This window comes from Methanoregula sp. (assembly GCF_002835825.1).
GTDB lineage: Archaea > Halobacteriota > Methanomicrobia > Methanomicrobiales > Methanospirillaceae > Methanoregula.
The window spans coordinates 1-7261 of record NZ_PIZH01000078.1; the positions used below are offsets into that span (position 1 = coordinate 1).

At 56.0% G+C, this 7261-nt stretch carries 6 protein-coding genes; 4 read left to right on the forward strand and 2 right to left on the reverse strand.

Going from position 1 to position 7261, the window contains the following annotated elements; translation table 11 throughout:
* Nucleotides 1–167: 167 nt before the first annotated feature.
* Nucleotides 168–1319, reverse strand: a complete 1152-nt coding sequence (locus tag CW742_RS04410; protein WP_292417018.1) for an MBL fold metallo-hydrolase — start codon at nucleotides 1317–1319, stop codon at nucleotides 168–170.
* An 80-nt stretch (nucleotides 1320–1399) separates the two neighbouring features.
* Nucleotides 1400–2437, reverse strand: coding sequence for a carboxypeptidase regulatory-like domain-containing protein (locus CW742_RS04415; protein WP_292417021.1), 1038 nt, complete (start codon nucleotides 2435–2437; stop codon nucleotides 1400–1402).
* Nucleotides 2438–2621: 184 nt separating this feature from the next.
* On the opposite strand from CW742_RS04415, the gene acsB reads away from it, so the two are divergent.
* From acsB to CW742_RS04435, 4 genes are all read left to right on the forward strand, one after another.
* Complete coding sequence (acsB, locus tag CW742_RS04420; protein ID WP_292417024.1) at nucleotides 2622–4652, forward strand: acetyl-CoA decarbonylase/synthase complex subunit alpha/beta; 2031 nt, start codon at nucleotides 2622–2624, stop codon at nucleotides 4650–4652.
* Nucleotides 4653–4657: 5 nt separating this feature from the next.
* Complete coding sequence (locus CW742_RS04425) at nucleotides 4658–5614, forward strand: acetyl-CoA decarbonylase/synthase complex subunit delta (protein ID WP_292417027.1); 957 nt, start codon at nucleotides 4658–4660, stop codon at nucleotides 5612–5614.
* A gap of 1 nt (nucleotide 5615) precedes the next feature.
* Nucleotides 5616–6953, forward strand: a complete 1338-nt coding sequence (acsC, locus tag CW742_RS04430) for an acetyl-CoA decarbonylase/synthase complex subunit gamma (RefSeq protein WP_292417030.1) — start codon at nucleotides 5616–5618, stop codon at nucleotides 6951–6953.
* The coding region (locus CW742_RS04435; RefSeq protein WP_292417033.1) for a 2Fe-2S iron-sulfur cluster-binding protein at nucleotides 6954–7261 on the forward strand (308 nt) is incomplete at its 3' end. It abuts the gene before it with no gap.

Here is a 7261-nt window from a genome sequence, read left to right on the forward strand (position 1 = left end):
GTGACCGAGGTGCCCAGGAAGGCCACAAGGGAAATGTAATCCGCCCGTGCCCTCGGCAGGCCACCGAAAGTGAAGACCCTATCGGCCGCGAAGATCAGGCCATGGTGCCGCGAATAGAGGAAAACCTGCCCGAAGGTGTGGCCCCCAAGCCCGTCGAGTACATCCAGTCACAGCGGGCCTATCGAAAAACTCCCGATGACAGGAAAGATCCCCCGCTTCTCTCCCCCGGGCTCACGGAAACAGCAGATATCCTTTGGCACCTGGAACCGCGAGAAGAGGTTGATCATCTTGGTATAGAACTCTTCAAGAACCGACTCCTGGCTCCGTGATCCCCATCCCCGGTTATTCGTTCTGATGATCGCAAGCGTACCGGTATGCATGTGAACCGGTATACTGAAATGTCCCGATGCTCCACAATGATCCGCGTCTGCATGCGTCACGATGATTCGTGAGAGTTTTCTCATGTCAATGCCATACCGTGAGAAGAGCGCCATGAAGTCATTGTGATAGATGCCATACCCGGTATCGATCATCACCAGGTCATCCGGTGAACTGATGAGAAAAACCGATCCCCCGCAGGGAGGCTGGAAACAGTACAGGAGTATTTCGGGAGTCACCGCAAACTGTTGTACCGATGCATAAAAGCCGGAACCCGAGGTCTCCATCATGGTCCGGCCGGTTGCAAGGACGCTGTCGAAGACCTGGTGGGGATTGCACCCGCGGTCCATGAGCTCCTGCGCAATGTGGTTGCTGTCAGCAAGGAAGGAGAGAAGAAATGCATCCTCCGATTCCCCTATCAGCTCGCGAACCGCCTGGGCATACCGGACATAGAAGACCGTATCGTCGAGATGACGCCCGGTCCGGTCATACTCGATGATCTCGAGCCTGTACCGTGACTTGAGCTGGTCGAGCAGGTGGTCGATCTCCTTGCTCTGTTCGAGATTCAGGCTGATGGTCAGCCGGTCGGGATGACGGCCCTTGTCGTCAAAATCAATCAGCGCGATATTTGCCCCGGCAGCAGTGATGTACGAGAGAAATTCATAGAGTGCCCCGGGGCGGTGCGGGAGATAGACACAGAACTTCAGAAAATCCAGCGTAACAAGGGAGGTCTGGAGGTACCCGATCCGGGCAAGGTCATCCATGATCTTACGGTACGATTCTTCATTTGCGGTGACTTCATAAAAGACCGTCCCGGGATCAATCCGCCGGTCGAACTGGATCCGGTTGATATTACCATTATACTGCTTGATGATCTCAGCTGCCCGGTGCAGTGAACCTGGTTCATCCGGCATGTGAGCGACAAATGAATACTTCTGCATAATATCCCGATTGAGGTATTAGCGTAGCGCCCGGGCGTCGATATAGATTATGGTCCCTGAAAAATTCTAAAAAAGCGTGATTATTTTGTCTTCCGAGCCGCACAACAGACAAGGAAAACAACACAAGCGATGAACAGGCCGGCAAGCGGGGTAACGGGAGAAAGGGGGAGGGAGAGCGGGCTTTTCACCAGTGCCGGGGAGAGGGAAGTTGTTTCACCGGCATTCACCGTCACCTGGAGCGAGAAGGTGAGATACCCGGGTGACCGGATCTCCACGGTATGGATCCCTGGTGCGATATTTGCGAGGGTGATAGGGGTGACACCCATGGCCGCAGAGTCCACATAGACTGCAGCGCCGGCCGGGTTGGAGGATAAGGAGAGTGTGCCGGCATCTGCTGCTATCCCTGTGGATGTCGTTGGTAACGCAGTAACGTTCACTGACGGAGTGACGGGCGGAACAACCGTGATGGTGGTCCGGTACGTGTTCTTGACGGAGGGGCTTGAAATGGTTACATAGTATGTGCCCGGAGGCATATCTATACGGAAGGAATAGGTGAAATATCCTGACCGGCTAGCAGCTGTGTCATACGTGCGATAGACTTTCCCGACCTCATCGCTGATTACGATATGGATGTCAGAGGGGCCCTGTTCTGCGGTTCCCTGGAGCTGGAGATATTCTCCGGTTTGAAGCATGTCCGGATTTGCCGTGACAAAAAACTCCGGCTTCTTCATCATGACCGAGGTTTTTGCGGATACTTCAGGATTGTTCACATCATAAACCGTGATATAATACCGGGCGGTCTGCATCTTGTCAACGCTCTTGATCGATCCCGTATACCAGACAAGGCGCCATTTCCCGTCTTCTTTGACGATAACCGGGTTCGCGGTTCCCTCGGCACCATCAAGATCGTAAATAGGAACACCGTTCGCCGGAAGCCCCGGCCCGGTCAGCTTGATCGCCGTGGAGTTCCCTGCCGGTGAAACACCATCGAAGATAATTGTGTCGCCGATATAATAGCCGCCATTGCCCCAGTATGCGATCGACATCGAGCCGCTCTCTGCCAGTACCGGCGGGATGCAGAAAATGACGGCCAGAAGGAAAACCAGCCGTGGAATCATTCTATTCAGGATAATCTCTCCCATAACAGTTCCTCGATTTATAAAGAATATCATTGTGCTTCGCTATATCTCCTTTACGGTCACTGTTTTTTTTGACCAGGCCATAACCGACGAATTCCGGATTACCGTATAACGAAACTATATCTATATTACCGGGTAACTGTTGGTGTGAGGAAAAGAGGTAATGACCGACGTAGAATCAGCCAAAAAACATGGCGAAGAGGCATTGAAAACGAGGATCCAGGCGATCCAGAAACCGTTCTCTTATGAAGAAACGGCCTACCACCTCCCGATATCGTACGCGCTGACCGGTGTCGCAGTCCACGACCGGGCAGCAGTGGAAGAAGTTCTTAAAAAGACCGCAGACAACCCCATCGTTGCATCCGAATGCCTGCTGGCTGAACAGACCGCAGTAAAGGGAAAAGAACCCGCTCCCTATACCGGTTTCATCAGCGACACGGTGATCCGGAAGCTCGGTTATTCGCTCGTGGACGGAAGCATTCTCGGCCTTGCCCTGATTGTCGGCACCCCTCAGGGCGAAGGGAGCGCTGCTGCCATCTGTCGCGAACTGCAGGAGAAATACATGCTTACGTTCCTTGCCGGGAACGTTGTCCCGTCCCTGTCTGGAGCCGGCGTGAAGCTCGGTCTCGACTATCGCCTCATCCCCCTGGGCTCATCCCCGTTCTACGGCATCCACTTTACTGACATTGTGGCCCGCGTTGCCATGATGTTTGGCGGGGTCACGCCGGGTGACATGCACCGCCTCCTGGCATACGCAGCCGAGCGTGCCAAGGCCATTGTCATTGTCTTCCCTGGCCTGACGGATGAGGAGATCGCCCTTGTCGATGGCATGCGGGTCCTTGGATTCCCTATCCTCTCCCTTGGAGATTACGAAGGAGGGACCTGGGTACCGGCAACACCGGACGATGTGGTGCGCCAGGGAATGGATCTCAAGGGAATCAAAGTCCATGTCACGGCAATCCCCATCCCCATGAGCTGCTCCCCGGCATTCGAAGGCAAGAGTATCCGTAAAGAAGAGATGTATGTTGAATTCGGCGGCGGCAGATCACCGGCATTTGAACTTCTCCGGATGCGGGAGCCTTCGGAAATCGAAGACGGGAAGATCACGGTCATCGGGCCGGAGATCGATGCCATGAAGGAGGGTTCGGCAAACCCGCTTGGGATCATCATTGAAGTCGCAGGAAAGGCAATGAAGAAGGACTACGAGCCGGTGCTCGAACGCCGTATCCATAATTTTGTCAACTACGGCGAAGGCTCCTGGCACGTTGCCCAGCGCGACCTCATCTGGGTGAGGATCTCAAAGGAAGCTGTTGCAAAAGGGGTGAAGATCGAGCATATCGGCAAGCTGCTCGCAAGCAAGTTCCGGATGGACTTCCCCCAGCTGCTCGATGCGGTAGCGGTGACACTTATCACGGATCCGACAAAGGTTGCCGAGGCCAAAAAAGAAGCAGAGCGGGTATACGATGAGCGCGATGCCCGTATCAAGGGTATGCGTGATTCCGACGTGAACACGTATTATTCCTGCACGCTCTGCCAGACCTTTGCCCCAAACCATGTCTGTGTTATCACTCCCGAACGGCTCGCCCTCTGCGGTGCCATCAGCTGGCTTGACGGAAAGATTGCCTACGAGATGTCCCCCTCCGGCGCCAACCAGCCGATTGAAAAAGGCCCCGTGATCAACGAACTGACCGGGGAATTCGAGGGCGTCAACCGTTTCGTCAAGAAAGCAAGCCATGGCGAGATTGAACGCTGCTCACTCTACAGCGTTATGGAATACCCGATGACCTGCTGCGGTTGTTTCGAGGCAATTGCCCTGATGCTGCCGGAAGTCAACGGGATCATGGTCGTCAACCGCGAGTATAAAGGCATGACCCCCTCGGGCATGACATTCTCCACGCTTGCAGGCACCATCGGAGGAGGTGCGCAGACACCGGGATTTGCCGGCATCTCCAAAAACTATGTTCTTTCCGACCGGTTCCTGCAGGGGGAAGGCGGGATCGAACGGCTTGTCTGGATGCCGGCTGCATTAAAGGAAGAACTAAAGGAGCGGCTGGTAAAGAAACTGGCAGATCGGGGCCTCTCAGGGTTCCTTGACAAGGTGGCAGACGAGACCACTGCCGAAACGATCGAAGCACTCATGGAATTTTTAGAGCGTGCCGGGCATCCTGCCCTGACCATGAAACCGCTGGTGTGAGTGCCATGCAGTATGAGATGAATTTCGGCTGGACTTCTCCTATTGGAGAAGTTCTTCTCGGTGCAACGAAAAACGACGGGGGCACACGGAGGGTATCCTACCGCATTGGCGGGGGAAGCACACTTCCCTTCCTTGAGGATATGTCCACCACTCCCGCTCCGCTCATAGCCTTCGAGGTTTGCGATAACCCGGCATTCTGGTCGCCAATCATCCGGGATTATTGCGGGGATCTGGTGACCAGTGTCAGCGAGTGGGCAAAGAAAGCGGATACAGACTACAGGGCAGACCTTATCCGGCTGCACCTGACCAGCACAAAGCAGAGGAACTTCTCGGACATCGCCTCTCTTGGTCCTGTTGTTGAAAGCGTCCTCTCGGCAACGAGCCTCCCGCTCATCATCGAAGGGAGCAATGAGCCGAAAATCGACAGCGAAGTGTACCAGAAATGCGGGGAGGCCGGGCAGGGAGAGCGCCTCCTTCTTGGGACCGCTGAAGCAGGGAAATACCGCAGCATTGCAGCAGCTGCTCTTGCCTACAACCATTCCATCATCGCCCAGTCTCCCATCGATATCAACCTGGCAAAGCAGCTCAACATCCTCTTAAAGGAGATCGGGGTGCAGCGCGACCACATTGTCATCGACCCGTACACGGGAGCACTGGGGTATGGTTTCGAGTATTCCTTCTCAGCAATGGAGCGGATACGGTTCTCCGCCCTCAAGGGTGACACCGACCTTGCCATGCCGATGATCTGTTCTGCGGCGGATACCCTCAGTATCAAGGAAGTGCGTGAAGCAGGGCCCGGGCAGCAGGACGAGCTTGCTATCCAGTGGGAATTGTTCACCTGCCTTGCTGCTGCCGCTGCCGGCGCAGAGATCCTCTGTGTCCGTCACCCCGGAACCCTCGCGCCATTACGGAAAGCGCTTGCCGGCATGAAACAAAAGGCTCATACCGCGGGGGTGCACTGACATGGCACTCAAGGCACTGGACATCTACAAGCTCCTCCCCAAGAAGAACTGCAAGGAATGCGGTGACCCGACCTGCCTCACGTTCGCCATGAAACTTGCCGGCGGGAAAGCGGACATCGAACTCTGTCCGTACCTGAGCGATGAAGCGAAATCCGTGCTTGGCGCATCCACCCGGCCGCCGATCCGCCTGGTGAAGATCGGCGTCGGTACCAGGAACTTCAAGGTCGGCGAAGAGACGGTCCTGTACCGGCACGAGAAGACCTTCTACCATCCCACGGGGATTGTCTTCCGTGTCATGGATACCATGACAAGCGAGGAGATCATCGCCGTGACAAAACGTGTCCGTGATGAAACCCTCACCCGCGTGGGCGCGGACCTCCGTTTCAATGGCATTGCAATCGAGAATGTAAGCGGATCTGCGGAGACCTTTGCCCGGGCGGTCGAGACTGTTGAAAAAGTCGAAGCCCACCTGCCTCCTGTCCTCATCTCAAAGGACACGGCAGCCCTGAAAGCAGCGCTCGTCCACTGCGGCACCTACCGCCCCCTCCTCCATGCGGCAACACTGGAGAATGTAAAGGAGATGTGCGCCCTGGCAAAGCAGCACGGGTGCCCGCTCGTTGTGAGATCGGACAGCCTCGATGGTCTCGTACAGCTGGTAAAAACATGCACAGCCGAAGGAGTGCCCGACCTTGTCCTGGACCTTGCACCGGATTCACTTGGGGAATTTATTTTGCGATCTACCGCGATCCGCGAGCTTGCCATCACCCGCGCTGTCCCGGATCTCGGGTATCCCGTGTACCTCAATGCAGCGCAGACCGGTCAGCAGGACGCGGCTGTTGCAGTGGGAATTGTCAAATACGGCTCGGTCATCGTTACCGATCCCCTTCCGGTCGGGGCCGCCAAAGCCGCTCTCACATTACGACAGAATATCTATACCGATCCCCAGAAACCCATCCAGATGAACCCGGGGATCTACCGCGTAGGTTCGCCGGACAAGGACTCCCCCGTCCTGATGACCGTGAACTTCTCGCTCACGTTCTTCACGCTCCAGGGATACCTCGAATCTGCCCGGGTCCCATGCTTCATGCTGATCGTGGATACGGAGGGGCTCTCGGTCCTGACAGCAGTAGCAGCGGGAAAACTCTCGGAGATGCTTGTCCGGGACTCGATCAAGAAGTTCGGGCTCGAGAACGAGGTCTCCCACCGGAAACTGATCATTCCCGGCTACGCCTCACCCCTTTCCGGGAGGATCGAAGATGCAACCGGCTGGAAGGTCCTTGTCGGCCCCCGCGACGCAGCGGAGATCGGGGAGTACCTGCACGAGGAGTGGAAGAAATAAATGCGGACCGTAACCTTCCTCCCCAGTTACCGCAAGATCGATGTCCCCCGGGGAACGACCGTGCTTGATGCCGCGCAGCGGGCCGGCCTCTCCATGAACGTGGTCTGCGGCGGGCAGGGCAAGTGCGGCAAATGTATTGTCTTTATCCAGTCGGGCCGGGCAGAGTTCGACCGGCAGAAATTCGGCAGGTTTTTCACCGAAGCCGAGCTTCAGAAATGGGCCTGCCTTGCCTGCGAAACGATTGTCCACGGCGACCTCCATGTGCTCGTCCCTGAAACCCCCCTTATCCAGGACCAGAAAATCCTTGT